Below are 24,670 nucleotides of genomic sequence, written 5' to 3'. Positions count from 1 at the left end.
GTCCTAGGCGACCGCGCCGGCGGCCTTCAGGGCGATGATGCGGTCCCAGTCCAGCCCGAGTTCGAGCAGCACCTCCTCGGTCTGGGCCGCGAATTCCGGACCTGGCCGCAGGTCCGGCGCGGTCACATCGAACTGCACCGGGCTGGACACCAGCTCCAATTCGCCCGCGTCGAGCAGATATTCGTTGGCGCGAATCTGCGCGTCGGCGGTCACCTGCCGCGAATCCTGCACCGGCGCCCACGGTCCGGCGAGGGTGGCGAAGCGCTCGGTCCACTCGGCCAGCGTGCGCTTCGCGATCACCTCGCGCAGGATCCGCACCGCCTCGGCGGTGTGCTCGGCGATCTTCGCGGCGTCGGCGAAGCGCGGGTCGTCGGCGAGTTCCGGCCGGTCGATGTGGCGGCACACGTCGGCCCAGAACTTGGCCGGTTGCAGCATCACGAACGACAGGTAGCGCTCGTCGGCGGTGGCGTACAGCCCCGACAGCGGGTTGGTGGGCGCGCCGTGCGTGCCGGGCACCGGCGCCACCATCGGCTTGTCCTGATACGCCGACAACGCGACCGTATGCCCGATGGACCACAGACCGCTGCCGAGCAGTGACACGTCGACGATCGAGGGCTCCCCGGTCCGCTCCCGCTTCACCAGCGCGGCCGCGATGCCGCCGGCGAGATTGGTGCCGGAGATGGTGTCGCCGAACGCCGGTCCGGGCGGCGAGATCATGCCCTCGGTGCCGGGCGGGGTGACGGTGGCCGCGACACCGCCACGGCACCAGAACGCGGTCATGTCGTAGCCGCCGCGATCGGATTCGAGGCCGCGCGGACCCAGCGCGCTGCCGCGAGCGTAGATGATGCCCGGGTTCACCGCGCGGATGTCGTCCACGTCGATGCCGAACTTGGCGCGCGCCCGCGGCAGGAAACTGGTGAGGAACACATCGGCCCGCCGCGCCAGGTCGTAGACGACCTCGCGCCCCTCGGCCACCGACATGTCCACGCCGATGCTGCGTTTGCCCCGATTGGCATGCTCCACATTGGGATTCGGGTCGCCCTCGATCTTGAACGCGCCCACTTGGCGCAGCCCGCGCTGCGGGTCACCGGTGACGGCGTGCTCGACCTTGACCACATCCGCGCCCCAGTCCGACAGCACGGCGCCCGCGGACGGGACGAAACCGTACATCGCGACCTCGAGCACCCGGATGCCCTCCAGCGGTTTGCTCACGACACCACCTCCGCCAGCGTCTTGTGCTCCAGGAATTCCTCCAGCCCGAGCCGCCCCATCTCGCGGCCGATGCCCGACTGCTTGTAGCCGCCGAAGGGGGCGTCCGGGTGGAAGTAGTTGCCGCCGTTGACACTCATCGTGCCGGTGCGGATGCGCCGGGCCACCGCCTTGGCGCGTTCGGCGTCGGCGCCGAACACCGCGCCGGACAGGCCGTAGATGGAGTTGTTGGCGATCCGCACGGCGTCGTCGTCGTCGGTGTAGGAGATCAGCGCCAGCACCGGGCCGAACACCTCCTCCTGCGCGATCTCGCTGTCCGGGTCGACATTCGACAGCAGGGTGGGCTTGTAGAAGTAGCCCGGGTCCACCTTCTCGCCGCCGGTGACGAGGGTGGCGCCCGCGGCGACCGCGCGCTGCACCAGGCCGTCGACCTTGTCGCGCTGGCGCTCGCTGATCAGCGGGCCCATATAGGTCTTCGGATCGCTGGGATCGCCGTAGGTCACGTATCCGAGGGTGGCGGCGATCATCTCGGCCACCTTGTCGTGATCCTGCCGCGGCACCAGGACGCGGGTCGTCAGCGCGCAGCCCTGGCCCGCGTGGCTGGCGATGCTGAACGCCGCGAACTGGGCGGCCTTGGTGTAGTCGGCGTCATCGAGCAGGATCATCGCCGACTTGCCGCCCAGTTCCAGGAACACCTTCTTCAGCGTCGCGCTGGCGGCGGCCATGATCTGCCTGCCCACCGGTGTGGAACCGGTGAAGGTGACGACATCGACGTCCGGGTGCGTGGTCATCCGCTTGCCGACCTCGATGTCCGAGCCCGACAGCACGTTCACCACGCCGGCGGGAATGTCGGTGTGGTTCGCGATGATCTCGCCCAGCGCCAGGGTGGCCAGCGGGGTGTCCGGCGCGCCCTTGAGCACCACGGTGCAGCCGGCCGCCAGCGACGGCGCGAGCTTGGCCAGCGCCAGCTGATGCGGGTAGTTGTAGGCGGCGATGGCGGCCACGACGCCCGCCGCCTCCTTCTCCACCCAGCGGTGGTGCCGCTGGCCGCGGATCTCCACGTCGCCGAGATCCTCGGTCCACGGGTAGTCCGCCAGCAATCCGGCGTAGTAGCGCACGATCTCGAACGGCGTCTCGAGCTGGTTGCCGTGCGTGAGCATGCGCGTCGCGCCGACCTCGGCGATGGTCAGTTCCCGCAGTTCCTCGACGTTGTCGCGCAGGGCCTGGTACAGCTGGTGCAGGCAGTGCGCCCGGAACTGCGGGTTCGTCGGCCAGTCGGTGGTGTCGAAGGCCCGCCGCGCCGCCGCGACCGCCGCGTCCACCTCGGCCACGCCCGCCTCGGGCGCGTGCCCGTACACCGCGCCCGTCGCGGGATCGAGCGAGGCGAGTGTGCGGCCGGTCTCGACCAGCTGCCCATCGATCAGCAGCCGCCGCGCTACCGCTACCGCCTGTTCCTGCGTTGACATCCCGTCTCCTCGCCGATCTATGGAAACTTCATTCTCGATATCTGAGAATGTAACATTCATAGGCCGGGGGCGTAACAACTCGCCACAAACCGGTGGCCTGCGCGAAATCTCGGCATCGGCGCGCAGGCCGTTGCGTCCGGGCGGCCCGGCGCGCGACCCTTGCGGACCCAAACGCGACGAGAGTACGGTTCTCATACTTGGAAGGGAGATTCTTGTGCTCGAGACTACACGCACTCCCGCGACGAGGGCGCCGAGCGGCCCGGCGCGCCCGCGGATCACCGGGAAGGGGCGCCCGGCGTGAAGACGGCAGTGGTCACCGGCGGCGCCTCGGGTATCGGCCTCGGCATCGCCCAGCGGTTGCGCAGCGACGGATTCCACGTCGCCGCACTGGATCTGAACCCGCCCACCGACGACGACCTCGCCTTCCGGGCCGACGTCACCGACCCCGAGGAGATCGCCGCGGCGCTGACCGACGTGCGCGCGAAACTCGGCCCGGTGACCGTGCTGGTGAACGCGGCCGGCGTGGACGGCTTCAAGCGGTTCCAGAACATCTCCTTCCCCGAATGGCAGCGGGTGATCGACGTCAACCTCAACGGCGTCTTCCACTGCGTGCAGGCGGTGCTGCCGGACATGCTGGCGGCGGGCTGGGGGCGCATCGTCAACATCTCCTCCTCCAGCACCCACTCCGGCCAGCCGTTCATGTCGCACTACGTGTCGGCGAAGTCGGCGGTCAACGGCCTCACCAAGGCGCTGGCGCTGGAACTCGGGCCGTCGGGCATCACGGTGAACGCCGTGCCGCCCGGATTCATCGACACCCCGATGCTGCGCCGTTCCGAGGAGGCGCGCCGGCTCGGCGGCTCGGTCGAGGACCACATCCAGCGCACGCCGGTCCGGCGCGTCGGCACGCCCGCCGACATCGCGGCGACCTGCGCGTTCCTCATCTCCGAGGAGGCCGGCTACATCACCGGCCAGATCATCGGCGTCAACGGCGGGCGCAACACCTGAGCCCGCCCACCACCGCTGTCCCATCCGAGAGGAAGTACGTCGTGAAGGTCCATGTCGATCAGGAACGCTGCCAAGGGCACACGCTGTGCGCGATGATCGCCCCGAAGTCGTTCGAACTGAGCGAGATCGACGGCCATTCGTCCCCGGTCGACGAATCGGTCCCCGACGACCAGCGCGAACAGGTACGCGAGGCCGTGCACTCGTGCCCCGAACGCGCGATCTCCATCGCCGAATAGCCGGACACCACACAGCATCCGGCGACCCCGGCCGCGGCGGCGCTGCGCCCCGGCCGCGGCGGCGGCTTGCGACATCACGAGGAGGCGCTGTGGCCGAGCAGACCCCTGCATCGCGGGCCGAGCCGTCCGGGCGGCCACTGCCCCTGCTCACCCCGGACACCGAATTCTTCTGGACCGCGGGCGCCGACGGCACGCTGCGGATCCAGGAGTGCCGGTCCTGCGCCGCGCTGATCCATCCGCCGCAGCCGCTGTGCCGGTACTGCCGCGGGCACGATCTGGGCGTGCGGGAGGTGTCCGGCGCGGCCGTGCTGTCGAGTTTCACGGTGAATCACCGGTTCTCGATGCCCGGGCTCCCGGCCCCCTACGTGGTGGCACAGGTGGCGCTGGTGGAGGATCCGCGAGTCCGCTTGACCACCAACATCATCGACACCGACCCCGACGAGCTGGCCCTGGGCATGCGGCTGGAGGTCGTGTTCCGGCGCGACGACGATGTCTGGCTGCCGCTGTTCCGGCCCGCCGCCGAGCAGCCCTCGCCCGCCCCGCTGCCGGTGGACGAGATCGACCCCAGCCGGTTCGCCGAACACGTGCGGCCGATGATCCGGCAGGACAAGTTCGAGGACAAGGTGGCGCTCACCGGGATCGGCATGTCCCGGCTGGGCCGGCGGCTGATGGTGCCGCCGCTGGAGTTGACCGTGGAGGCGTGTGAGCGCGCCGTCGCCGATGCCGGGCTGACCCTAGACGACATCGACGGCCTCGCCTCCTATCCGGGCGGCGGCAATCTGGGCGGATTCGGCGAGGGCGGCATCACCGCCGTGGAGGCCGCCCTCGGCCTGCGGCCCACCTGGCACAACGGCGGCATCGAGACCTTCGGTCCGGGCGGCTCGGTGATTGCCGCGATGACGGCCGTCGCGGCCGGGCTGGCTCGGCACGTGCTGTGCTTCCGCACGCTGTGGGAGGCGACGTTCAACGAGCTGATGAGGACCGGCCGGATCAAGCCGTCGGGCGGGCGCACCACCAGCTGGATGATGCCCTTCGGCGCCACCTCCGCCGCGCACACCCTGGCCCAGAACGCGCAGCGGCACTTCCACCGCTACGGCACCACCCGTGAGACGCTCGGCTGGATCGCGCTGAACCAGCGCGCCAACGCCGAACTGGAACCCACCGCGGTGTACCGGGATCCGCTCACCATGGACGACTATCTCACCGCCCGGACCATCACCACCCCGTTCGGCCTCTATGACTGCGACGTGCCCTGCGACGGCGCCATCGCGGTGATCGTGTCGGCGAAGGACGCCGCGCGCGATCTCGCGGTGCCGCCGATACTGGTGGAGGCCGTGGGCACCCAGATCATCGAGCGCATCGAGTGGGACCAGAGCACGCTGACCCACGAGCCGCAGGTGCTCGGGCCCGCCGCGCACCTGTGGAGCCGCACCGAGCTGCGGCCCGCCGACGTCGACGTCGCCGAACTCTACGACGGCTTCACCTTCAACTGCCTGTCCTGGATCGAGGCGCTCGGGTTCTGCGGTATCGGCGAGGCCAAGGACTTCCTCCACGGCGGCAAGGCCATCGCCCGCGACGGCACGATTCCGGTCAACACGCACGGCGGCCAGCTCTCGCACGGCCGCACGCACGGCATGGGCCTGCTGCACGAGGCGGTGGTGCAGCTGCGCGGGACGGCGGGCGCGCGGCAGGTCGACGGCGCCCGGGTCGCGGTCGTGTCCAGCGGCGGGCTCACGCCCGGCGGCGCGATACTGCTGCGGACGCAGTCGTGATCGCCGTGAACACGAATGTCGCGCAATGACTCTCACGCAGACCGAGCTGCTGCCGGCCGACGACGGCGCGCCCGCCGCGGTGCTCGCCGACGTGGACGGCATCCCGGTATCGGGACTACTGGCCGAGGCGCCGTCGCCGCGCGCGGTACTGGTGGCCTTGCACGGCGGCGGTACGACGTCGGCGTACTTCGACTGCCCGGGCCATCCCGGGCTCTCGCTGCTGCGCACCGCCCGCCGACTCGGGTACACGGTGCTGGCGCTCGACCGGCCCGGCTACGGGAATTCGGGCCCGTTCGCGGACCGGCTGACCCGGCCGGAACGCCGCGTCGGGCTGATGTACGGCGGCATCGACGCCCACCTCGGCGACCGGCCCCGCGGTGCGGGCGTATTCCTCGTGGCCCACTCGGCCGGATGCGAACTCGCCCTGCGCATGTCGGCCGAGGACCGCCGCGGCCGCGCGCTGCTGGGCGTGGAACTCGCGGGCAGCGGGCGACGGCATCATCCCGAGGCCGAGCGCGTGCTGTGGAGCCCGCGGCCGCACGGCACCCGGCCGCCGGGGCTCGGCGCGCTGCTGTGGCACCCCGACCGGCTGTATCCACCGGATCTGGTGGGCGGCGCGGCGATCGGCGTACCCGGCCCCAAGCTGGAGGCGGCGGCGATCACCGACTGGCCCGACCGCGAACTCCCCCGGCTGGCCGGAATGGTGCGAATTCCGGTGCGCTGGAGCGCCGGCGACCACGAGACGGTGTGGCGCAACGATCCCGAGGAACTCGCCGGGATCGCGGCACTGTTCACAGCGGCGCCGCGGGTGGTAGTCAATCTGCAGCCGAACACCGGGCACAACATCAGCCTGGGGTACACGGCTGCGGCGTACCACCTGAAGCTGCTCGGCTTCGTCGAGGAGTGCGTGGTGGCCGCCGCGACCGGTGAGTTCTCCGGTCCCGCACGGCAATTCGACGGCGGCGCGCAGACGCCGCCAGGGAGGTGAGGCATATGGAGGCCGGCGATGTAGCGCTGTTGCTGCTGCGACTGGTCGTGGGCGGCACGATGATCGCGCACGGCGTCAACCACTGGATCGGCGGCGGCAGGATCGCGGGCACGGGCCGCTGGTTCGCCTCGCTCGGGCTGCGCAACGGCGTACTCCAGGCGTGGCTGAGTGTGCTCACCGAGGTGGGAGCGGGAGCGTTGCTGGCGCTCGGGCTGCTCACCCCGTTCGCCGCGGCGGCGATCGTGTCGGTGATGCTGGTCGCCGGGCTGCTGGCGCACCGGCGCAACGGGTTCTTCGTGTTCAAGGAGGGCTACGAGTACGTGCTCGTGCTGGCGGTCGCCGCGCTGGCGCTGGGCCTGCTCGGGCCGGGGTGGCTGTCGGTGGATCACGCGGCGGGCATCGAGATCACCGGGTGGGCCGGTGGCGGCATCGCGCTGATCCTGGGCGTGCTGGCCACGGCCGGGCTGCTCGCCGTCTTCTACCGCCCCGCGCAGGATTCCACCACCGTATCGACGACGAAGGACCAGGTGCGCTGATGCGGGTCGGATTCATCGGATTGGGCAGTCAGGGTGGCCCGATGGCGCGGCGCATCGCCGAGAGCGGGTACCCCACCACGCTGTGGGCGCGGCGCGCGGCGTCGCTGGAACCCTTCGCCGACACCCCGGCCACCACCGCCGGCTCCCCCGCCGCGCTGGCCGCGCGGAGCGACCTGGTGTGCCTGTGCGTGGTCGGCGACGACGACGTGCGGGAGGTGCTCACCCGCGACGACGGCGTGCTGGCCGGGATCGCACCGGGATCGATCGTCGCCGTGCACTCCACGGTACATCCCGAAACCTGCCGGGAACTGGCGAAAGTGGCCGCGGCGCAACGGGTGACGCTCCTCGACGCGCCGGTCAGCGGCGGCGGAATGGCAGCGGAGGCGGGCACGCTGCTGGTGATGGTCGGCGGAGACGCCGAGGCGGTGCAGCGCGGCCGCCCGGTATTCGAGACCTACGCGAACCCGATCGTGCACCTCGGTGACGTCGGTGCCGGGCAGACCGCCAAGCTGCTCAACAACCTGCTGTTCACCGCGAACCTGGCCACGGCCACCAGTACCCTGACCCTGGCCGGGGCGCTGGGCATCGACCCCGCCCGGCTCGGCGAGGTGATCACGCACGGCACCGCCGACAGCTTCGCCCTGGGCCGCGTCGTCGCCGCCGGCGGTACCCTCGACCGCCTCGCCGCCCACGCCGGTGACCTCCTCCGCAAGGACGTCGGCCTGATCGCCGACCTCGCCGACGCCTCGGGCGTGCGCCCGGGCATCGTGCTCGACGCCGCCGACACCACCCTCGCGTTCATGAACCGCACTCGCTGAAGGGATTTCGCCATGCCGAACCCGCCCGATCGCAGAACAGCACACCCGTCACCGGAACCGCGATGCTGAGGCCCGCACGCTACCCCGCGAACGACTGCTCACCCGCGACCCGAACCGCGATGCCGACCCCTACGCGCTCCCCCGCACGGGGCTGCCCGCGCACCGCCGGGGCCGCGACGCCGGGCCGCCACCGCCCCGGCTGCGGCGGGCGATACTCGGCGCGGAGGTCGCGGTGCTGATCGGGTTCGCGGGGGCCGGGCGCATGGGGCGGCCGATGGTCGACCGGCTGGTGGGCGCCGGGCATACGGTACGGGTGGTGGGGCGGACGACCGAAAGCTGTTCGGCGCTGGCCGGTTTCGGTGCCGAGCCGGTCGAATCCGCTGCCGCGGCTGCCCATGGCGCAGCGGTCTTCGTCGTGTGCGTGTTCAGCGACGAGCAGGTGCGTGAGGTGTGCCTGGACGGCCCGGTGCTGTCCGTCCTGCCACGCGGCGCCGTGGTCGTCGTGCACACCACCGGCAGCCCGCGGACGGTGGCCGCCATCGCCGACGCGCCGCGGCCGCGCGGCATCGAGGTGGTCGACGCGCCGGTGAGCGGCGGCCCGCACGATATCGCGGCCGGACACCTCACCGTGTTCGCGGGCGGCACGAGCGCCGCGATCGCCCGCGCGCGAGATGTCTTCTCCGCCTATGCCGATCCGGTACTGCATGTCGGCGGCACGGGCGCCGGGCAGCGCGTCAAGCTGGTCAACAACACGCTGTTCGCCGCCCAGATCGGTCTCGTCGCCGACGCCGTACGCCTCGGCGGCCAGCTGGGACTCGAGGAATCGACCCTGCTCGCCGCGCTGCCGCACGCCAGCAGCAGCGGCCGTGCCCTGGCGAGCATCGCGGCCAAGGGCGCCGTCGACGCCTTCCGCGCCTCGGTCGGCGAATTCCTCGGCAAGGACATCGCGGTGGCACGCGCCCTCGCCGCCGAACTCGGCGCGGATCTGGGAATCCTGAACGCCGCCATCACCATCGGACTACCCGCGCCGGAACCGAACCCGGGCCCTACTCGATCGTGATGGCGCGTTCCGGGCAGGCCTGTTCGGCGTCCCGCACCGCCTGCTCGTGCTGCTCGGGCACATCGGTGACGGTGACCTCGGCGTAGCCGTAGTCGGTCAGCTCGAACACCTCGGGACACAGACCCAGGCAGACGCCGTGGCCGCGGCACCGGTCGTCGTCGACGGTGACCTTCATCGCGCCGTCTCCTCACGGTCGAACTTCAGATGCAGCGAGGTGAGCCCGCGCAGGATGAACGTCGGCAGGTAGTGGAACTTTCGAGCCTCCACCGGTCCGTGCACGCTCTCGTCGATCCGGATGTCGGTGGTGCGCTCCAGCAGCCGCTCGATCGCCACCCGCGCTTCCGCGCGCGCCAGCGGCGCGCCCGGACAGGTGTGCACGCCGCGCCCGAAAGCCAAGTGCGAGCGCGCGTTCGGACGGCCGGCCTCGAACGTGGTCGGGTCCTCGAAGCGGCGCGGGTCGCGGTTGGCGGCGCCGTTGACCACCATCAGCACCGTGCCCACCGGCACCTCGGTCCCGCCGACCGTGGTCGGCACCTTCGCCAGACGGAAGTCGCCCTTCACCGGGCTCTCCATCCGCAGCGACTCCTCGATGAAGTTCTGGATCCGGCTGCGGTCCTCGCGCAGATACCGCTGGATGTCGGGACGCTCGGCCAGCAGCTTCAGCGCCGAGCTGAGCAGCCGCACGGTGGTCTCCTGCCCGGCGGAGAACAGATTGGCCGCCACCCGCACCACATCGATCACCTCCGGCCGGCGGCCGTCCGGGAACGTCGCGGTCGCCATACTGGTCAGCACGTCGCCGGTCGGGTTGGCCCGCCGGTCCTCGACATACGACGAGAACCGGGCGTACAGGAACTCGATCGGGTTGTGCGACATGCCTTCCCCGTCGGTGCTGCCGACACTGGACCCTTCCCGATGCGGATCCCGTTGCAGCGCTTGCAGGAACTCCTCCTGGTCGGCCTGCGGCACCCCCAGCAGATCGGCGATCACGTACAGCGTGAACGGACCGGCGAACTCGCGGATGACGTCGCCCCCGCCGCCGGCCAGATATCCGTCCAGCAGCCGGTCGGCGATCTCCCACATCGCCGCCTCGTTCTCCTTGAGGCGCTTCGGGGTGATCAGCCGCATCAGCAGGGCGCGGTGGTCGGTGTGCACCGGCGGATCGAGGGTCGGCAGCTGATCGCTCATCGGCAGCGAGTCGCGATGTTCGGCGATCAGCGCGTTCACATCCGAGGTCTCGTCCAGCGGCACCGGGAAACCGGGGAACGGACCGGTCACCGAAATGCAGGAGGAGAACCGCTCGACGTCGTTGTAGACCTCGAGCGCCTCGTCGTAACCGGTCACCATCATCACGTCGTGGTGCTTCTCGCGGGTGACCGGGCACTGCGCACGGAGGGCGTCGAAATACGGATACGGATCGTCGACCAGTTCCCGCCCGAGGAAGAAGTCCAGCTCTTCGAAGTTTTTCACGACTCGACGGTTCCCTTCGACACTCCGGCCGGAATACCGCCCGACCCACGTTGCCAGTTGACTTCCATGATTGAGAATATGGCTCTCATCTGTGAGTATGAGATTTCCACATGTCCAGCTCGGCGTCAACCAGAGGACCGGCCCCATGCCCCAGGACCCCACCGCGGACCAGCGGTTCTTCCAATCGACCACACGTGACTTCCTCGCCGACACGATGCCGGTGAGCACCGTCCGCGCGCTCGGCGAGGCGGGGACCGGCTTCGACCGCCAGTGGTGGCGGCGCGGCGCGGAACTGGGCTGGACGGCCATGCTGGCGCCCGAGAACCTCGGCGGCGGAACGATCTCCGGCCGCCCGATGACCGAGCTGGCCCTGATCGCGACCGAACTGGGCCGGGCGTGCGCGCCGGGACCGTTCGTCACCACCAACGCGGTGCTCGCGGGCCTGGCCTCGGCCGCGGGCACGCACTCGCGGGTCGTGACCGCCGTGCTCGCCGGTGCGGAGGTGGCGACCTGGGCGATCTACGAGCCGGGTCGCGGCTTCCCGCCCCTGACCATCGACGCGCCGGGCACCCGGGCGGTACCCGACGGCAGCGGCTACCGGCTCGCCGGCGTGAAGGATCGCGTCGAGTCCGCCGATCAGGCGGACCTGTTCCTGGTCACCGCGCGCGGCCCGGAGGGCCCGGTGCAGGTGCTGGTACACGCCGATGCGCCGGGGGTGACGGTGACTCCCGGCTGGACCCTGGATCTGGTCCGGCGCACCGCGCGCGTGTCGTTCGACGATGTCGCGGTCGATGCGGACGCGGTGGTCCACACCGGCGACGACGCCGCGGCCGCCGTGCGCGCACAGGCGCTCACCGCCGCCACGCTCACCGCGGCCGAGATGGTCGGCGCCACCGAACGCGCGCTGGAGGCGACCCTGGGCTGGCTGTCGGACCGCTATACCTTCGGCCGCCCGCTGGCCTCCTATCAGGCGCTCAAGCACCGCATGGCCGACAACAAGACCTGGCTCGAGGCGTGCCGGGCCACCTCGGCCGCCGCCGCGGCGGCCTGGGACGACGGGGCGGCGGCCGCCGAAGAGGCCGTCAGCATCGCGAAATCCTATGTGGGAGCCCAGAGTCCGGCGATCGCGCAGGACTGCGTGCAGCTGCACGGGGGCATCGGCGTCACCTGGGAGCACGACCTGCACCTGTACCTGCGCCGGATCACCTTGGGCCGGGCCCTGTACGGCACGCCGGAGGAACACCGCCGCCACATCACCGACCTACTCGACACCGCGGCCGCCTGAGCCGCGCCCGCTCTCACGAAAGGCAGTGCCGCCCATGGCGATCGACCTGGAGCCCGCCACCGGAATCGAGCCCGTCGCCGAGTTCCGCGCCCGTGCGCGCGACTGGTTGCGTGACCATCTGCCACCCGCTCCCCCGGGACCCGCCGAGTCCTACTCCGAGGGGGCCTGGGACCGGGCCCGGCAGTTGCAGCGAATCCTCTACGACGGCGGGTTCGCCGGCATCTGTTTCCCCGCCGAGTACGGCGGGCAGGGCCTGTCCCCGGCGCATCAGCTCGCCTTCACCGAGGAGTCGATCCCCTACGAGATGCCGCTGCTGCTGAACGTGCCGACGCTGTCCATCTGCGCGGCAACGCTGCTCGATCTCGGCACCGAGGAGCAGAAGCGCGCTCATCTGCCGGCCGTGCTGCGCGGCGAGGAGATCCTGGTGCAGTTCCTGTCCGAACCGCGCGGCGGATCGGATCTCGCCGGGCTCACCACCCGCGCCGAACGCGACGGCGAGCGCTGGATCCTCAACGGCTCCAAGATCTGGAGCTCCGGCGCGTACGCCGCCGACTACGGACTGTGCCTGGCCCGCACCAACTGGGACGTGCCCAAACACCGCGGGCTCACCCTGTTTCTGGTGCCGGTGCACGCCGAGGGCGTCACGGTGCAGCGGATCAAGCAGGTGACCGGTTCGACCGAGTTCTGCCAGGAGTTCTTCGACGACGTGGCGCTGCCGCCCGAGGCGGTGCTCGGCCAGGTCGACGCGGGCTGGGAGGCGGCCTCGCAGCTGCTGGGCCACGAGCGGGCCGCGCTGGGCGGCACCTCGCCCTACACCAGCGGCGCCCGCCCGCATCTGGGCGGTGAGGCGAACCAGCTCGTCGAACTCGCCCGTGCCACCGGGCAATTCGGCGATCCGCGCACGCGGGAGGACATCGGCGCGGCGCGCGCCATGAATGTCGTGCGCGACCAGCTCATCGAGCATGTCACGGCCGCGATCACCAGTGGCGCGCTCCCGCCCGCGGCGGGCGCCATCACCCGGCTGTTCAGCGCCGAGAACGCCTGGCTGCAAACGGATACGGCGGTGCGCATCGCCGGGCCGACGGCCGCCACGCACGCGCCCGGCGATCCGGCCGACACCACCCAGGTCGGTCTGGACTACCTGTTCCGGGCGGCGTGGAGCCTGGCCGGGGGCAGCACCGAGATGGCGCGCAATGTGATCAGCGAGCGTGTGCTCGGCATGCCGCGCGAATACGCCGCCGATCGCGATGTGCCGTTCAACCAGGTCGAACACGGCCGACGCTGACGAAGGACGGGCACCTGCGATGCGATTCATCTTCCACTACCCCGAATCCGCGGGCTACGCGGGCGACCTGCTCGACGCGGGCCCGCTGCCGGAGGTCGCGGCCGCGGTCGAGCAGTACGGATTCGACGCGATCTCGCTCAGCGAGCATCCGGCGCCGGGCGCGCGCTGGCTGGGCGCGGGCGGGCATCAGACGCTGGACCCGTTCGTCGCCCTGGCCTTCGCGGCGGCGGCGACCGAGCGGCTGCGGCTGCTCACCTACCTGTCGGTCGCGCCGTACCGCAATCCGATGCTGCTGGCCAAGGCGGCGGCCACCCTGGACAAGCTCTCCGGCGGCCGGATGGTGCTCGGGCTCGGCGCGGGTTACCAGAAGAGCGAATTCCACGCGCTCGGAGTCGATTTCGACGAGCGCAACGCCCTGTTCGACGAGGCGCTCGAGGTGCTGCCCCGGCATTGGAGCGGCGAGCCGTTCAGCTATGCGGGCCGCCACTTCGACGCCCGCGACGTGGTGGCGCGGCCACGGCCGGTGCAGCAGCCCATCCCGATGTGGATCGGCGGCAACTCCGCACTCAGCCGCCGCCGCGTCACCACGCACGCGCAGGGATGGATCCCGATGACCGGTGGCGCGGAACTGAGTACGACGGCTCGCACCCCGGCCCTGGGCACCCTCGCGGATGTCGGCCGCGCCATCGCGAAGATCCGCGCGGACGCGGCGGCAGCCGGGCGCACCGAGCACATCGCCCTGGTCTACTCGTATCAGGGTGCGGGACTGGCGAATCCGGACCTCGATGCCGACCGGCACCGCGCCGCGCTGGCGGAGGCCGCCGAGGTGGGCGTGGACTGGGTGGTGGTGTCGCACCGGACCCGCGACTACCGAGCCACGCTCGACTTCGTCGCCGCCTTCGGCGACACCTATCTCGGCAAGGTGGCGTGGTGAACTGGTTCGAGCAGCGCGCGGGTCTGGACGGCACGGTCGCCGTGGTGACCGGGGGCGCCGGTGGCCTCGGGCGGGCGATCGTGACCGACCTGGCCGCCAACGGAGTGCGAATCGCGGTGCTGGACAAGGACTCCGAGGCCACCGAAACGCTGCGGCGCGAGCTGGCCGCAGACCGCCGCGACGCGCTGGTCCAGCTCGGCGACGCTCGCGACCCGGCGACACTCGAGTCGTTCTTCGACGCGGTGGACGCGCGCTGGGGCCGGGTGGACACCCTGGTCAATGTGGTCGGCGGCACGTTTCGCGCCCCGTTCACCGAGACGGCGCCGAAGGGCTGGGACGCGCTCATCCGCGCCAATCTGGGCACCGTGCTGCACGCCTGCGCGCTGGCCGTGCCCCGGATGCGGGCGGGTGGGCGCGGCGGCAGCATCGTCAACATCACCACGATCGAAGCGCACCGCGCCGCACCGGGTTTCGCGGTCTACGCGGCCGCCAAGGCGGGGGTGGAGCAGTTCGCCCGCACCCTCGCGGTGGAGGTCGCCCCGGACGGCATCCGGGTCAACAATGTGGCCCCGGACTACGTACCGACGCCGAGCCTGGCCCGGATGCCGCACTCGGACAACGCGTTGCACGATCCAGCCGGGGTGCGCATCGCCATCCCGATGGGCCGGGTGGGCACGGCCACCGACATCTCCCACTGCGTGGTGTTCCTGGCCTCGGCCCTGTCCACCTACCTCACCGGCACCACCCTGCACCCCGACGGCGGCACCTACGCCTCCTCCGGCTGGTTCAACTGGCCACAAGAAGGCTGGGCCAACCACGCCCCTCTCCGCTTGCTACGCGAAGAAGATTGAGCCACAACACTTGCCCGTTGCGCCGTCCCCTGGCGGAGTAGACAGAGCCCAACGCCCGTCCGGCGCCCGTCGTAATGCCCGACACACCCCATCCTGACGCCGGGCGCCATCCTGATGTCGGGGCGCGACGTCAACGGCCCCGCCACTGCGGCTTGCGCTTCTGCGCGAAGGCGCGCGGACCCTCTTGCGCGTCCTCGCTCGTATAGCACTCGACCGAGGCGTGCCGGGCGGCCCGCAAGGCCGCGGCGCGGCCCATCTCGGTGGCGAGCATGACGGTATCGCGGGCGGCCCGCACCGACAGCGGGGCGCCCGCGAGGATCTCCGTCGCCAATTCCACCGCGGTGTCCAGCAATTCGCCGGGTTCGGCGAGCCGGTTCACCAGGCCGATCTCATAGGCCCGGCGGGCGTCGATCGGTTTTCCGGTCAGCAGCAACTCCATCATGATCCGCTGCGGGATCATGTGGATCAGCGGTGCGGCCCAGGGCGAACTGCGGCCCACCCTCACCTCGGTGACCGCGAAGGTGGCGGTGGTGCTCGCCACGCACAGATCACAGGCCTGCGCGATCATCCAGCCCCCGGCGAACGCCGCGCCGTTCACCGCCGCGATGGTCGGCTTGGACAACTCCACGGTGTCGTAGGGCACCGGGAACATCTCGCGCGGCGGCACCCCCATCCCGGTCGCCACCATCTCCGCCAGATCGCCTCCGGCACAGAACGCCTTCGTACCCGCGCCGGTGAGGATCGCGACCCGCAGCGCCGGATCGTGCTCGAACCGGTCCCACGCCTCGAACAGCCCGGCCCGCACCGCCGAGTCCAGGCAGTTGCGGCGCTCCGGCCGGTTCACGGTGATCACGGCGATGCCGTCGGGGCGGGCATCGAACAGTACGGCGTCGGACATCAGAAACCTCTCCGCCGGACGACGTCGGCCGCCCGGTCCAGCTCGTCACGAAAATCGGGGTGCGCCACCGCGATCAGGCGCCGGGTCCGCTCGGCCAGGGTCTGCCCGGTGAGTTCGGCCGCGCCGAATTCGGTGACGACCACGTCCACATCGCTGCGGGCCGTGGTGACCGGCCCGGACAGCGCCGCGGTGATCCGGCTGACCGTGCCGCCCTTGGCGGTGGCGGGCAGTGCGATGATGGCGTGCCCGCCCGGTGAGCGTGCGCCCGCCCGCACGAAATCCACCTGGCCGCCGGTGCCGCCGAGATAGGCCGCGCCGCTCTGCTCGGCATTGACCTGCCCGGTCAGATCGACCTCCAGCGCGGAGTTGACCGTGACCAGCCGCTCCAGCCGCGCCAGCACAGCCGCGTCATGGGTGTATCCGGTGGGGCACATGCGGACAGCGCGATTGCGGTCGGCGAACCGGAACAGCCGCTCGGTGCCGATGAGCGCGCCGGTGATCGACACCCCGCGGTCGATCTCCTTGCGCGCGTTGGTGATCACGCCCGCCGCCACCAGATCCACCAGGCCGTCGCCGATCATGCCGGAGTGCACCCCGAGATCGGTGCGGTCGTGCAGCAGCCGCAGGATGGCATCGGGCACCGCGCCGACACCCGTCTGCAGCACCGCACCGTCCTCGATGTAGGCGGCGGCGTGCGCGGCGATGGCCTGGTCCACCGGGCCGGCGGCCGGGGCCGCCACCTGCACCGGCGGCCGGGAAACCGTTACCGCGCAGTCGATTTCGTCGGCCACCAGCCACTCGCCGAAGGTGTACGGCACCTGGTCGTTCACCTCCGCGACCACCACCCGGGCAGCGCCGACCGCCGCGCGCACGTAGTCGCTGATCAGTCCCAGGCTGTGCCTGCCGTCCGCGTCGGCCGGACTCACCTGCACGAAAGCCACGTCGCAGCCGAGGATTCCGGCCTCGATCAGCGGCCCCACCCGGCTCACATGACAGGGCACGATCCCCAGCCGGTGCGCCTTGCTCACCGCCCGCAGCGCCCCGACCGCACCCATGCTCGACAGCGCGAACGAGTCGGTGGCGGCGGGGGTGAACAGTCCGGAGAAGCTGGTCGCGATGAACACCGACAGCCCGCCGATCTCGCCGCCCTGCGCGATCAGCGCCTCGATCAGCGTCGGCGGCTCGCCGCAGGCCTGACCGACCACGATGCGGTCGCCGGGACGCAGGATCTCGCGCAGATCCAGTTCGCCCGCCGCGAGCACCACCGTCATCCCCGCACCCGGCCGTTCGTCCCCGGGGCGCGGACCCGGCTCAACACGTCCTCGGTGTCGGCGCCGAGCCGCGGAGCCGGTCCCGCGACCCGGCCGGGCGTGCGGGAGAACCAGGCGGGCGGGCCGGGGAAGCGCACCGGGCCGTGCGGGCTGTCGACGGTCTCGAAGAAGCCGGAGTCGAGCAGGTGCGGATTGTCGAACAGCTCGTCCAGCGAGCGCACCGGCGCGGCCGGAATATCCAGGGCGCGAAGCAGTTCCAGCCATTCGCCGGTGCTGCGCTCGGCGAAGGTCTCGGCGAGCAGCGCGTAGACGGTGTCGATGCGGGCGGCGCGCTGCTCCAGGGTCGCCCACTCCGGCCCGGCCCAGGGTGGGCGCACGGACTCCACGAACGCCGTCCACTGCTTGTCGTTGTAGACCAGCGCGGCGAGATATCCGTCGGCGGTGCGGTAGGGCTTGCGATTCGGGGTGACCGCCCGGGGATACGCGGCGGCGCCGAGCGGCGGGTCGAACATGGCCCCGTTCGCGTGTTCCACGAGCATGAACGCGGCCATGGTCTCGAACATCGCGACCTCCACCTCCTGCCCCGCACCGGTGCGCTCGCGGTGGAACAGGGCCATCGTGGTCGCGTACAGCGCGGTCAATCCGGCGATCTTGTCGGCCATGATGGTGCCGACGTAACTCGCGGTGCCGGTGAGTTGCCGCTGTACCGAAGGCAATCCGCATTCGGCCTGGATGGTGTCGTCGTAGGCGGTGCGGTCGGCGTCGCGGCCGCGGCGGCCGTAGCCGTAGCAGTTGGTGTAGACGATCGCCGGATTCACCGCCGCCACCTCCGCGTACGCGAAACCCAGCCGGGCGACGGCCGCGGCGCGCATCGAGTGGATGAAGACGTCGGCTTCGGCGAGCAGCTCGCGCAGCACCGCCTTCCCGTCGGCGGTGCGCAGATCCAGCACCACACTGCGTTTGCCCCGGTTGACATTGACGAACACCCCCGCCATGCCCCGTTCCGGGCCCACCGAGATGTAGCGCGTGTTGTCGCCGGCGGGCGGTTCGATCTTGATGACCTCCGCGCCCATGTCGGCCATGATCTGCGTGCAGTAGGGGCCCATGACCATCGCCGTCAGATCGATGACACGGATTCCGGACAGCGGACCTGCATGTTCCATCGCCACGTCCTTGTTCACGACCGAACCGGCCCGGGGCCGCGCGCTCCTGGATCTCGGCGCATTCCGGTCTATCTGATGAATCTTTGTAAGGATAGTGATATCAAGGACAGCGTGGACACTGTCAATGGCGAACGCCCACCGGAACCTCTCCGGCCGATCGCCCGGGTGCTCGACACGGCCCTCGCCGCCCGTCCGGAGGCCACTGCCCTCGAAGCCGCCTCCGGCGCTTGGACTTACGCCGAGCTGGACGAGCGCGCCGACCGCGCCGCCGGCGCGCTGTGGGCACTGGGCGTGCGTCCGGGCGAGCGGGTCGCGGCCTGCCTGCCCAACGATCTCGACATCGTGGCCGCCTTCCACGGCGCGCAGCGCATCGGCGCGATATGGGCGGGCATCGGCGAGGCGCTGTCGGCCGGCGAGCAGCAGCAGCTCGCCGAGCTGTGTGAGCCCGCCGCCGTCCTCGCCGGGCCGCGCTGCCGGGTGGCCTCGCCCGTCACCGTCGACCCCGACCGCTGGAAGTCCCTGCTGGACAGCGCCTCCCCCGCGCCACGGGTCGACCAGGACCTCGACGCTCCGGCCGGAATCGGTTTCACCAGCGGCACTTCCGGCACGCCCAAGGCCGTGGTGCACAGTCAGCGCAACCTGCTGCTGCCCGGCGCGGTCCTGGTCGCGACCCGCGGCTGGGGACCGGAACTGCGCAAGGGCGACAGCTTCCCGTTCACCGTGCTCAACATGCTGGTGCTGTCGACACTGCTGACGGCGCGGGCCGGTGGCTGCGCGGTGATCATGGATCGGCGCGACGCGGACGGCGTCGCCGACTGGATCTCCGAGCACCGCGTCACGGTCTGGAACGGCGCGCCCGCTCAGCTCTACGATCTGGCCCGCCGCCCGAATCTCGATCTCGGCTCGCTGCGGGAGGTATGGAGCGGCGCCAGCGACACCCCGGACTCCGTGCGCACCGCCTTCGCCGCGACCCACGGCCCGGTCCCCCGCGCCACCTACGGCCTGAGCGAGGCGCCGACCGTGGTGGCGATCGATCCCCCGGGGACACAGTGGGTTTCGGGCAGTAGCGGCCGCGTGCTGCCACAGTACGACGTCGCGGCCTACGCCGACGACGGCCACCGGCTGCCGCCCGGCGAACCCGGCGAACTGTGCCTGGCCGGAGCCACCACCGGCCCGTGGGCGGGACTGTGGACGCCGCTGCTCGGCTACTGGGAAGACGGCCGCGTGCGGCCCGCACCGCCGGGCCCGTTCCGCACCGGCGACATCGGCACCGTCGATGCCGCGGGGCAGCTGTCGGTGCTGGACCGCAAGAAGATGGTGATCATCCGCGGTGGCGCGAACGTCTACCCGCTGGAGGTGGAGCGCGTCATCGGCGCGCATCCGGCCGTCGCGAAGGTCGCGGTCTGCGCGGTGCCCGATGCACGCCTCGGCCAGAAGGTGGCCGCGCTCGTCGAGAGCGCTTCTCCCGCAGTCGATTTCGACGAACTCGCCGCCCTGTGCCGCCGCGAACTGGCCGGTTACAAGGTGCCGGAGATCTGGTCGCGGGTGGACGCCCTCCCCCTCAACGCGATGGGCAAGATCGAGCGCACCCGCCTCACCGAACTCGTCCCGCCCGCCGCGAGGCGACAGCCGTGAGCACGCCCGCGGACCGCATCACCAGGCTGTTCGGCCTCGACGGCCGGGTCGCCATCGTCACCGGCGCGTCGTCGGGCCTCGGTGCGGCCGTCGCGGAAACCCTGTCCGCGCTCGGCGCCCGGGTCGCGGTCGTGGCCCGGCGCGCGGACCGGCTGGGCGAACTCGCCACGCGGCTCGACGGGCACGCCGTGGAGTGCGATCTCACCGGGGATGTCGACACCGTGGTCCCGGCCGTAGTGGCCGCGCTGGGACCGCCCGAGATCCTGATCAACGCGGCCGGTAACAGATTCGGCGAGGACCGGGCGGAATCGGAGACGGCCGAGGCGATCGACCGCACCCTGACACTGAACCTGGTCGCGCCGTTCCGCCTGGCCCAAGCGGTCTTCCCGCACATGCGCGACCTCGGTCGCGGCGCGATCGTCAACGTCTCCTCGATCAGCGGCCGCGTCGGCATTCCCGGCATCCCGCAGGCGTCCTACGCCGCCGGTAAGGCCGGGCTCTCGGGGCTCACGACCGAGCTGGCCGTGCAGTGGGCACGGCACTCGATCCGAGTGAACACGGTCGCGCCCGGCTTCTTCCGCAGCGAGATCACCGACAGTCTCTACGACGACGAACGCGGCGCGCGCTACCTGCGCCGCAACACACCGCTGCCCACCGAGGCGACGGCGGATGACATCGTCGGCGCCATCGTCTGGCTCGCCGGTGACGCCGCCCGCTACGTGACCGGCCAGACCATCGTCGTGGACGGGGGCTGGACCGCGCGCTGACCGGCCGTGGCATTCCGGTTGACACGCCGAAACAGTAATGGAAGCATTATTCGCCATAATGGAGAATTAGATTCTCGCGCAGTGAACATCATGTGCGCGAGTGCCATCCGGGCGGAGAAAGGAACTCGCTGCGAATGTTCACGGCCTTGCTCATCGAAAAGGGCGATACGGGACCGAAGGTCGCGCCGACCGAGGTGGACGACGCGGACCTGCCGGAGGGAAATGTCCGCATCGACGTCGCGTACTCCACGCTCAATTACAAAGACGCCCTGGCGATCACGGGCAAGTCGCCGATCGTCCGCTCGTTCCCGATGGTGCCCGGCATCGACCTCGCCGGTGTGGTCACCGAGAGCACACACCCGGACTGGTCCGCGGGCGACTCGGCGATCCTCAACGGCTGGGGCGTCGGCGAGGGCCACTGGGGCGGCCTGGCCCAGCGCGCCCGCCTCGACGGCGACTGGCTGGTGCCGCTGCCCGCCGCGTTCACCGCCCGCCAGGCCATGTCGATCGGCACCGCGGGCTACACCGCGAGTTTGTGCGTCGAGGCGCTGCTGCGGCACGGCGTCGAGCCGGGGCAGGGCGAGATCCTGGTGACCGGCGCGACCGGCGGGGTCGGCAGCATCGCCGTCGCATTGCTCGCCAAGGCCGGTTTCACCGTGGCCGCCGCGACCGGAAAGGTCTCGGAGACCGGGTATCTGCACGAACTCGGCGCGAGCACGGTGGTGGATCGCGCGGAGTTGAGCGAGCGCGGTAAACCGCTGCAGCGGGAGTACTGGGCGGGCGCGATCGACACCGTCGGCAGCCACACCCTCGCCAATGTCTGCGCGCAGACCCGATACGGCGGCGCGGTCGCCGCCTGCGGACTGGCCCAGGGCATGGATTTCCCCGCCACGGTCGCGCCGTTCATCCTGCGCGGCGTCACGCTGCTCGGCATCGACAGCGTGCGAGCTCCCAAGCCGCGCCGCCTGCAGGCCTGGGCCCGGCTCGCCCGCGACCTCGACCCGGCCGCGCTGGATTCGATCGCCCGCGAAATCCCGCTGGGCGAGGCGATCACGGCGGCCGGCCAACTCATCGACGGCACCGTGCGCGGGCGCTTCGTCGTCGATGTGAATCGGTGATGAGGAGTACCCCGTGAGCAAGAAGACGAGCGAGCCCACCGTCGCACTCGATCTCAGCGACGTCGACCACCGGGTCGGCAAACCGGTCGGCGGGGGCCAGCTGTGGGATCCGTGCAGCACCTCCGACATCCGGCGCTGGGTGATGGCGATGGACTATCCGAACCCGTTGCACTGGGACGAGGAGTTCGCCCGGCAGTCCCGCTACGGCGGCCTGGTCGCGCCCCAATCCATCGCCGTGGCGTTGGATTACGGCCACGGCGCGCAACCGGCCTGCGTCGGCCACATCCCGGGCAGCCACCTCATCTTCGGCGGCGAGGAGTGGTGGTTCTACGGCTGTCCGGTGCGCCCCGGTGACAAGCTGTTCCAGACCCGCCGCTTCCACGACTACAAGATCGTGGACACGAAATTCGCCGGGCCCACCATGCTGTCGCGCGGCGACACCACCCACACCAACCAGCACGGGGCCCTGGTGGCGAAGGAACGGTCCACCGCCATCCGCTATCTCGCCGCGGAGGCGCACAAGCGGGGCATGTACAGCGATCAGAACGGCACCGTGAGGTCCTGGACCGCGGCCGAACTCACCGAGATCGAGGCGCTGCGGCACGAGTGGATTCTGTCCAACCGCGCCGGGGTGTCTCCGCACCTCGACGAGGTGAAGGTCGGGGACCGGTTGCCGCGCAGGGTGATCGGGCCGCACAGCATCGCCTCCTTCACCACCGAGTACCGCGCCTTTCTGTTCAATATCTGGGGCACGTTCCATTGGACCGCGCCGCCGGGCATCGAGGACCCGTGGATCTACCAGGATCCGGGCTGGACCGAGGGTTTCGCCTTCGACGAGGAGGGCGCGCGCATCGATCCGCGCAAACGCGACGGCCTGTACGTCGGCCCCTCGCGCGGGCACATCGACGGTGAGAAGGCCGACGAAGTCGGTATGGCGCGCGCCTACGGCTACGGCGCCACGATGGGCGCGTGGTGCACCGACTACCTGTCCTACTGGGCGGGCCTGGACGGCATGGTGCGCCACACCAAGGCGAACTTCCGCCTGCCCGCGTTCGAGGGCGATGTCACCTACTTCGACGCCGAGATCATCGGCAAGGAGGCCGAATCGGTGTGGGGCGTGCCGCTGGTCCAGGTGCGGCTGAAGCTCACCAACCAGGATTCCGGCGTGCTCGTGGACTGCACCGCCGAAGTCGAGCTGCCGTACTGACGAAGACAGGGAGACCGCCGTGACCGATGCGATCGTCTCGGGACCGCCGCTGGCCGAGGAACCGGGCCTGGGGCCGCTGACCCTGCCCGGTTTCCTGCGCGAGGTGACCGAACGCTACGCCGACCGCGAGGCCCTCGCCGCCGGCGACATTCGCTGGACCTACACCGAACTGTGGGAGCGCGCGAACGCCGTCGCCCGCGCCCTGCGGGCCGCGGGAATCGGCAAGGACGGCCGGGTCGGCGTGCTGATGACCAACCGGCCGGAGTGGATCGCCGCGGTGTTCGGCGCGACACTGGCCGGCGGCGTCGCGGTCACGCTGAGCACCTTCTCGACTCCGGCGGAGCTGGATCATCTGCTCGCGGTGTCCGGGGTATCCGTGCTGCTGTTCGAACGCGCCGTGGCGGGAAAGGATTTCGCGGCCGTGCTGGCCGAACTCGTACCCGCGGTGTCGAATTCGGAACCCGGCACGGTGCGGTCGGCGAAGTACCCCTTCCTGCGTCATCTTTCGGTCGTCGGCGAGCCGGTGCCGGACGGCGCGATCGAGACCTGGGACGAGTTCCTGGCGCGCGGCGACACCGAACCGCAGGAACTGATCGACGCCGCCGCGGCGTCGGTGCGGCCGAGCGATGCCGCGGTGATCTTCTTCTCCTCCGGGACCACCAGCAAACCGAAGGGCATCCGCAGCGCGCATCGCGGCGTCGCCATCCAGCTGTGGCGGTTCCGTCGCATGTACGACTTCGGGCCGGACGATCATGTGCGCTGCTGGACGGCCAACGGCTTGTTCTGGTCCGGCAACTTCGGGATGGCGCTGGGTGCGACCCTGGCCGCGGGCGGCGCGCTGGTGCTGCAATCGACCTTCGACGCGGCGGCGGCACTGCGACTCATGCAGGCCGAGCGGGTCGATTTCCCGGTCGCCTGGCCGCATCAGTGGGCGCAGCTGGAGGGCGCGCCGAACTGGGCCGAAACCGATCTCTCGGCCCTGCGCTTCGTGGACGTGGCGACCGCTGCCGCCCGGCACCCGACCGTGTCGACCACCTACACCGAGCCCGGTCACGCCTACGGCAATACCGAAACCTTCACCATCACAACATGTTTCCCGGCCAATACGCCGGAGGATCAGATCGCGGGCAGCAGCGGCGTGCCGCTGCCGGGCAATACGATCAAGATCGTCGACCCGCTGAGCGGCGCCGTGCTGGGCCGCGGTGACCGCGGCGAGATCTGCGTCAAGGGCCCGACGCTGATGCTCGGCTACCTCGGCACCCCGCTGGACGAAACCCTCGACGCCGACGGCTTTTTCCACACCGGCGACGGCGGCTACCTCGACGATACCGGCCGCCTGTACTGGGAGGGCCGCCTCACCGACATCATCAAGACCGGCGGCGCGAACGTCTCCCCGCGCGAGGTGGACGAGACCCTGTTCCCGTTCCCCGGCGTGCGAGTCGTCCGCACCGTCGGCGTCCCGCACGACACCCTCGGCGAGATCGTGGTGGCCTGCGTGGTCCCGCACGCGGGCACCCGGCTCGACGCCGAGGAGATCCGCACCTACCTCCGCGAACGCCTGGCCAGCTACAAGGTCCCCCGCCACATCCTGTTCTTCGACGAGACGGACATCGCCCTGACCGGCAGCGCCAAGATCAAATCCACCGACCTGCGAAAACTGGCAGCAGAACGCCTGGGCGCGTAGGCGTTCCGCTACGTC

Annotated in this window: 23 protein-coding genes; 16 read left to right on the top strand and 7 right to left on the bottom strand. The window is 71.0% G+C overall.

The features are described 5' to 3' along the window. Positions 1-3: 3 nt before the first annotated feature. Positions 4-1,212, bottom strand: a complete 1,209-nt coding sequence (locus NWFMUON74_RS14185) for a CaiB/BaiF CoA transferase family protein (protein WP_187688261.1) — start codon at positions 1,210-1,212, stop codon at positions 4-6. Further along, positions 1,209-2,675, bottom strand: coding sequence for an aldehyde dehydrogenase family protein (locus NWFMUON74_RS14180; protein ID WP_187688260.1), 1,467 nt, complete (start codon positions 2,673-2,675; stop codon positions 1,209-1,211). Before NWFMUON74_RS14180 ends, NWFMUON74_RS14185 begins: the two co-directional genes overlap by 4 nt. Before the next feature lie 297 nt (positions 2,676-2,972). Between NWFMUON74_RS14180 and NWFMUON74_RS14175 the strand changes: the two genes are divergently transcribed. The 7 genes from NWFMUON74_RS14175 (at position 2,973) to NWFMUON74_RS14145 (ending at position 9,090) form a co-directional block, all read left to right on the top strand. Then, positions 2,973-3,680, top strand: a complete 708-nt coding sequence (locus tag NWFMUON74_RS14175; RefSeq protein WP_187688259.1) for an SDR family NAD(P)-dependent oxidoreductase — start codon at positions 2,973-2,975, stop codon at positions 3,678-3,680. A gap of 41 nt (positions 3,681-3,721) precedes the next feature. After that, positions 3,722-3,916 carry a ferredoxin gene (locus tag NWFMUON74_RS14170; protein ID WP_187688258.1) on the top strand — a complete coding sequence of 65 codons (195 nt, stop codon included), beginning with the start codon at positions 3,722-3,724 and terminating at the stop codon, positions 3,914-3,916. A gap of 89 nt (positions 3,917-4,005) precedes the next feature. Next, positions 4,006-5,688, top strand: coding sequence for a thiolase C-terminal domain-containing protein (locus tag NWFMUON74_RS14165; RefSeq protein ID WP_187688257.1), 1,683 nt, complete (start codon positions 4,006-4,008; stop codon positions 5,686-5,688). Between the two features lie 25 nt (positions 5,689-5,713). Next, the gene (locus NWFMUON74_RS14160) at positions 5,714-6,676 is read left to right on the top strand and encodes an alpha/beta hydrolase (protein ID WP_187688256.1); all 963 of its coding nucleotides are present in this window, start codon (positions 5,714-5,716) and stop codon (positions 6,674-6,676) included. Positions 6,677-6,681: 5 nt separating this feature from the next. Beyond that, entirely contained in the window at positions 6,682-7,212 is a 531-nt protein-coding gene (locus tag NWFMUON74_RS14155; RefSeq protein ID WP_187688255.1) for a DoxX family protein, read from the top strand. Beyond that, positions 7,212-8,030: an NAD(P)-dependent oxidoreductase gene (locus NWFMUON74_RS14150; RefSeq protein WP_187688254.1), complete on the top strand. Its 819-nt coding sequence runs from the start codon at positions 7,212-7,214 to the stop codon at positions 8,028-8,030. Before NWFMUON74_RS14155 ends, NWFMUON74_RS14150 begins: the two co-directional genes overlap by 1 nt. A 232-nt stretch (positions 8,031-8,262) precedes the next feature. After that, on the top strand, positions 8,263-9,090 hold the full coding sequence (locus NWFMUON74_RS14145) for an NAD(P)-dependent oxidoreductase (RefSeq protein ID WP_187688253.1): 828 nt from the start codon (positions 8,263-8,265) through the stop codon (positions 9,088-9,090). Here the strand turns inward: NWFMUON74_RS14145 and NWFMUON74_RS14140 are convergent. Both NWFMUON74_RS14140 and NWFMUON74_RS14135 read right to left on the bottom strand, forming a co-directional pair. Then, positions 9,077-9,265: a ferredoxin gene (locus NWFMUON74_RS14140; RefSeq protein ID WP_187688252.1), complete on the bottom strand. Its 189-nt coding sequence runs from the start codon at positions 9,263-9,265 to the stop codon at positions 9,077-9,079. The two genes, NWFMUON74_RS14145 and NWFMUON74_RS14140, sit on opposite strands and share 14 nt — an antisense overlap. After that, positions 9,262-10,557 carry a cytochrome P450 gene (locus NWFMUON74_RS14135; protein WP_232111015.1) on the bottom strand — a complete coding sequence of 432 codons (1,296 nt, stop codon included), beginning with the start codon at positions 10,555-10,557 and terminating at the stop codon, positions 9,262-9,264. Before NWFMUON74_RS14135 ends, NWFMUON74_RS14140 begins: the two co-directional genes overlap by 4 nt. Before the next feature lie 145 nt (positions 10,558-10,702). Here NWFMUON74_RS14135 and NWFMUON74_RS14130 point away from each other — a divergent pair, with 145 nt between their 5' ends. Genes NWFMUON74_RS14130 through NWFMUON74_RS14115 form a run of 4 tightly spaced genes read left to right on the top strand, consistent with a single transcriptional unit; the run spans position 10,703 to position 14,912 of the window. Beyond that, positions 10,703-11,842 (top strand): acyl-CoA dehydrogenase family protein, encoded by a 1,140-nt coding sequence (locus NWFMUON74_RS14130; RefSeq protein WP_187688251.1) that lies wholly within the window; start codon positions 10,703-10,705, stop codon positions 11,840-11,842. A 34-nt stretch (positions 11,843-11,876) separates the two neighbouring features. Further along, complete coding sequence (locus tag NWFMUON74_RS14125; RefSeq protein ID WP_187688250.1) at positions 11,877-13,127, top strand: acyl-CoA dehydrogenase family protein; 1,251 nt, start codon at positions 11,877-11,879, stop codon at positions 13,125-13,127. A 19-nt stretch (positions 13,128-13,146) separates the two neighbouring features. Beyond that, positions 13,147-14,061: an LLM class F420-dependent oxidoreductase gene (locus NWFMUON74_RS14120; RefSeq protein WP_187688249.1), complete on the top strand. Its 915-nt coding sequence runs from the start codon at positions 13,147-13,149 to the stop codon at positions 14,059-14,061. Next, on the top strand, positions 14,058-14,912 hold the full coding sequence (locus NWFMUON74_RS14115; RefSeq protein ID WP_187688248.1) for an SDR family NAD(P)-dependent oxidoreductase: 855 nt from the start codon (positions 14,058-14,060) through the stop codon (positions 14,910-14,912). The genes NWFMUON74_RS14120 and NWFMUON74_RS14115 overlap by 4 nt, the downstream gene beginning before the upstream one ends. A 130-nt stretch (positions 14,913-15,042) precedes the next feature. Here NWFMUON74_RS14115 and NWFMUON74_RS14110 read toward each other — a convergent pair whose 3' ends face one another. The 3 genes from NWFMUON74_RS14110 to NWFMUON74_RS14100 are packed head-to-tail and all read right to left on the bottom strand — an operon-like array spanning position 15,043 to position 18,244. After that, positions 15,043-15,810, bottom strand: coding sequence for an enoyl-CoA hydratase/isomerase family protein (locus NWFMUON74_RS14110; RefSeq protein ID WP_187688247.1), 768 nt, complete (start codon positions 15,808-15,810; stop codon positions 15,043-15,045). Continuing rightward, a complete protein-coding gene (locus NWFMUON74_RS14105; RefSeq protein ID WP_187688246.1) occupies positions 15,810-17,081 on the bottom strand; it encodes an acetyl-CoA hydrolase/transferase family protein in 1,272 nt (423 codons plus the stop codon). Before NWFMUON74_RS14105 ends, NWFMUON74_RS14110 begins: the two co-directional genes overlap by 1 nt. Continuing rightward, the gene (locus NWFMUON74_RS14100; protein WP_187688245.1) at positions 17,078-18,244 is read right to left on the bottom strand and encodes a CaiB/BaiF CoA transferase family protein; all 1,167 of its coding nucleotides are present in this window, start codon (positions 18,242-18,244) and stop codon (positions 17,078-17,080) included. Before NWFMUON74_RS14100 ends, NWFMUON74_RS14105 begins: the two co-directional genes overlap by 4 nt. A gap of 111 nt (positions 18,245-18,355) precedes the next feature. On the opposite strand from NWFMUON74_RS14100, the gene NWFMUON74_RS14095 reads away from it, so the two are divergent. From NWFMUON74_RS14095 to NWFMUON74_RS14075, 5 genes are all read left to right on the top strand, one after another. Beyond that, the gene (locus tag NWFMUON74_RS14095; RefSeq protein ID WP_232111014.1) at positions 18,356-19,879 is read left to right on the top strand and encodes a class I adenylate-forming enzyme family protein; all 1,524 of its coding nucleotides are present in this window, start codon (positions 18,356-18,358) and stop codon (positions 19,877-19,879) included. Then, a complete protein-coding gene (locus tag NWFMUON74_RS14090) occupies positions 19,876-20,646 on the top strand; it encodes an SDR family NAD(P)-dependent oxidoreductase (protein ID WP_187688243.1) in 771 nt (256 codons plus the stop codon). Before NWFMUON74_RS14095 ends, NWFMUON74_RS14090 begins: the two co-directional genes overlap by 4 nt. A 134-nt stretch (positions 20,647-20,780) precedes the next feature. Next, positions 20,781-21,764 (top strand): acrylyl-CoA reductase (NADPH), encoded by a 984-nt coding sequence (acuI, locus tag NWFMUON74_RS14085; protein WP_187688242.1) that lies wholly within the window; start codon positions 20,781-20,783, stop codon positions 21,762-21,764. A gap of 13 nt (positions 21,765-21,777) precedes the next feature. After that, on the top strand, positions 21,778-22,971 hold the full coding sequence (locus tag NWFMUON74_RS14080) for a MaoC family dehydratase (RefSeq protein ID WP_187688241.1): 1,194 nt from the start codon (positions 21,778-21,780) through the stop codon (positions 22,969-22,971). Between the two features lie 19 nt (positions 22,972-22,990). Continuing rightward, positions 22,991-24,655, top strand: a complete 1,665-nt coding sequence (locus NWFMUON74_RS14075) for a class I adenylate-forming enzyme family protein (protein WP_187688240.1) — start codon at positions 22,991-22,993, stop codon at positions 24,653-24,655. The last annotated feature ends 15 nt before the right edge of the window (positions 24,656-24,670 follow it).

It is taken from the genome of Nocardia wallacei (assembly GCF_014466955.1).
Taxonomy (GTDB): domain Bacteria; phylum Actinomycetota; class Actinomycetes; order Mycobacteriales; family Mycobacteriaceae; genus Nocardia; species Nocardia wallacei.
The sequence above is the reverse complement of the archived record's forward strand: the minus strand, read 5'-3'. Positions and strand labels throughout refer to the sequence as shown.

What these genes read in the sequence shown, in the direction of transcription:
- NWFMUON74_RS14160 (WP_187688256.1), top strand. Translation starts at nt 5,714, where the DNA reads ATGACTCTCACGCAGACCGAGCTGCTGCCGGCCGACGACGGCGCGCCC.
- NWFMUON74_RS14150 (WP_187688254.1), top strand. Translation starts at nt 7,212, where the DNA reads ATGCGGGTCGGATTCATCGGATTGGGCAGTCAGGGTGGCCCGATGGCG.
- NWFMUON74_RS14140 (WP_187688252.1), bottom strand. Translation starts at nt 9,265, where the DNA reads ATGAAGGTCACCGTCGACGACGACCGGTGCCGCGGCCACGGCGTCTGC.
- NWFMUON74_RS14155 (WP_187688255.1), top strand. Translation starts at nt 6,682, where the DNA reads ATGGAGGCCGGCGATGTAGCGCTGTTGCTGCTGCGACTGGTCGTGGGC.
- NWFMUON74_RS14100 (WP_187688245.1), bottom strand. Translation starts at nt 18,244, where the DNA reads ATGGAACATGCAGGTCCGCTGTCCGGAATCCGTGTCATCGATCTGACG.
- NWFMUON74_RS14110 (WP_187688247.1), bottom strand. Translation starts at nt 15,810, where the DNA reads ATGTCCGACGCCGTACTGTTCGATGCCCGCCCCGACGGCATCGCCGTG.
- NWFMUON74_RS14105 (WP_187688246.1), bottom strand. Translation starts at nt 17,081, where the DNA reads ATGACGGTGGTGCTCGCGGCGGGCGAACTGGATCTGCGCGAGATCCTG.
- NWFMUON74_RS14125 (WP_187688250.1), top strand. Translation starts at nt 11,877, where the DNA reads ATGGCGATCGACCTGGAGCCCGCCACCGGAATCGAGCCCGTCGCCGAG.
- NWFMUON74_RS14180 (WP_187688260.1), bottom strand. Translation starts at nt 2,675, where the DNA reads ATGTCAACGCAGGAACAGGCGGTAGCGGTAGCGCGGCGGCTGCTGATC.
- NWFMUON74_RS14130 (WP_187688251.1), top strand. Translation starts at nt 10,703, where the DNA reads ATGCCCCAGGACCCCACCGCGGACCAGCGGTTCTTCCAATCGACCACA.
- acuI (WP_187688242.1), top strand. Translation starts at nt 20,781, where the DNA reads ATGTTCACGGCCTTGCTCATCGAAAAGGGCGATACGGGACCGAAGGTC.
- NWFMUON74_RS14120 (WP_187688249.1), top strand. Translation starts at nt 13,147, where the DNA reads ATGCGATTCATCTTCCACTACCCCGAATCCGCGGGCTACGCGGGCGAC.